At 36.7% G+C, this 2,295-nt stretch carries 2 protein-coding genes; both read left to right on the top strand.

Going from position 1 to position 2,295, the window contains the following annotated elements; all coding sequences use genetic code 11:
- On the top strand, positions 1-971 hold a 971-nt coding region (locus ACJML3_RS06125; protein ID WP_406021541.1), incomplete at its 5' end, for an anhydro-N-acetylmuramic acid kinase.
- Positions 972-986: 15 nt separating this feature from the next.
- A complete protein-coding gene (locus ACJML3_RS06120) occupies positions 987-2,132 on the top strand; it encodes a metallophosphoesterase (protein ID WP_406021539.1) in 1,146 nt (381 codons plus the stop codon).
- The last annotated feature ends 163 nt before the right edge of the window (positions 2,133-2,295 follow it).

Below are 2,295 nucleotides of genomic sequence, written 5' to 3'. Positions count from 1 at the left end.
ACAATGAAATAGAAAAGGCGGGAATGGCAAGAGTAAAGCTTGCAGATTATGAAAGTGCCGCTGTATTAAAGCTTCTTGAAAAGACTGGTTTTAAGGCTTGTGATATTGTTGCTGTAGGCTCTCATGGTCAGACTGTAAGACACTGTCCTGACAGGCATTTTTCAATTCAGTTGGATGATGGTGCAAGAATAGCTGCTAAAACTGGTATTGATACAGTCTGTAACTTCAGAGCTGCAGATATTGCAAACGGTGGAAACGGAGCTCCACTGACTCAGGCTTTTCATAGTGTACTTTTTGGCTCTGATAAAAAGACATTTGTTTTAAATCTAGGTGGTATTGCAAATGTAAGTGTAATTGACAATGATGAAAACCACACTGTCCTGTGCGCATATGATATTGGACCTGCAAATACACTTATAGATACTGTTTTAAGAATGATTTTCAAAAAGAAATTTGATAAGGATGGAGAAATTGCAAAAAACGCAAAGGTCATGCCGTCTCTTCTGCAGGAGTATCTGTCTAATCCTTATCTTTCAAAACCTGCTCCAAAATCCACAGGCAGGGAAACATTCAACGCAGATATGATAAAAGAAGAGCTTTTCATCGCTATGAGCAATGAGGAGTACGCAAGAGATCTTGTAGCCACACTTACTGAATTTACCGTAATTGCATGCGTAAATGAAATAAGAAAGATAATCTATAAATATTCTATAAATGATTCACGACTTATTGTCTGTGGCGGAGGTGCTTTTAACAGATTCATGATGGATAGAATGAGAGAACTTCTATCTAAGAACAATGTTGAATTCTATACAGCAGATGCACTTGGCATTGACTCTAAACTTATTGAAGCACATGCCTTTGCTTATTTTGCATATATGTTTACTCACAGACGCCCATTAAATCTTAAGGATTCCACAGCCTGCGCTAAGAATTCTGTGTTAGGATGCATGTTCCCTGCAACTAGATAGGATCCAAGATTAAAAATGACTTTGTTTAAACTCTACCCACTGATTCAGGCTCTTATTATTGTCATTTTCTTTATAAGACCGATTAGATGTTCACTTAAAACAAAGCTAATAATATCTGCCATACTTCTTGTAGGTACATTCAAGCTTTATGTGTTTATTTTTACAGGCGGAAATGCAATGGATCCGAAACTGTCAAGAATATCCACAATGTTCTTATCATGCATGTATTTTTCAAGTCTTATGGTACTGATGCTGACTATCTTCAGAATGTGCATCAATGGTCTGTACAAGGCAGTAAGACGAAACATCTCAAAATTCATTATAAATCCGTATTCTTTAAGATATGCTCTTTTGTCTGTAATAGTGTCATTGCTTCTTGGCACTGTAAGTGTATACAACGGCTTTAAGGCGGCATCTCTTTGCAGTTATACAGTAAATATCGACTCTCTGTCCCCTCTTGCTGATGGTATGAGAATAATACATTTATCCGATCTGCACATAAGCGCACCTACAACAAAAGATGAGATTGAGGAGATTGTAAAAGAGGTAAATTCAAGAAATGCCGAGATAATTGTTATCACAGGCGATCTGGTTGACGGAGAGGTTGAATATCTTAAAAAGAAAACTGATATTCTGTTTAAACTCAAGGCAAAATACGGTGTATATGCAGTATCAGGAAATCATGAATTCTACTCAGGATATGACGAATGGATAGAATACTTCAACAAAGGTGGTATAAAATTCCTTGAAAATGATTCTGTAACCATTTTTGATAATGACTATCCTCTTTTAAATATCTGTGGAGTCACTGATGCTACAGCCTATAAATATTCAGATAAAAAAGCTGACATTCCATCAGCTATCAAGAATGTTGTTTCTGATGCGCCTGTTATTTTTCTGACACATCAGCCAAAGGTTGCAGATGAACTATCAGCAATATCAGATCTTACCTTGGCAGGTCATACACACGGTGGTCTTTTCCCAGTACTTAAATCATTGGTAGCTGCTGCAAATCACGGTTATGTCAGTGGTTTTTACACTATAGGCAAGGAAAAGATGATTGTTAGCAATGGTACAAGAATATGGGCAGGTATTCCTCTTCGTCTTAAGACGCCGGCTCAGATTATTGAAATCACACTGAAAAGAACAAATTCATTCTAAAAAACAGATACAAAAGATCTGATTTAAGATTTAATCTATCTATATATTCTTAGCAAAAAATCCCGCTTAATACAGCGGGATTTTCTAACTTTGATTCTTAGTCAAGCTGATTAACAAGCTTAAATTAGAGCATTGTTGCTCTTAACTGCTCGCCAGACAGGGT

This window comes from Succinivibrio sp., from assembly GCF_045124615.1.
Classification (GTDB): Bacteria; Pseudomonadota; Gammaproteobacteria; order Enterobacterales; family Succinivibrionaceae; genus Succinivibrio; species Succinivibrio faecicola.
This window is presented reverse-complemented; position numbering and strand designations above follow the sequence as displayed.

What these genes read in the sequence shown, in the direction of transcription:
- ACJML3_RS06120 (WP_406021539.1), top strand. Translation starts at nt 987, where the DNA reads ATGACTTTGTTTAAACTCTACCCACTGATTCAGGCTCTTATTATTGTC.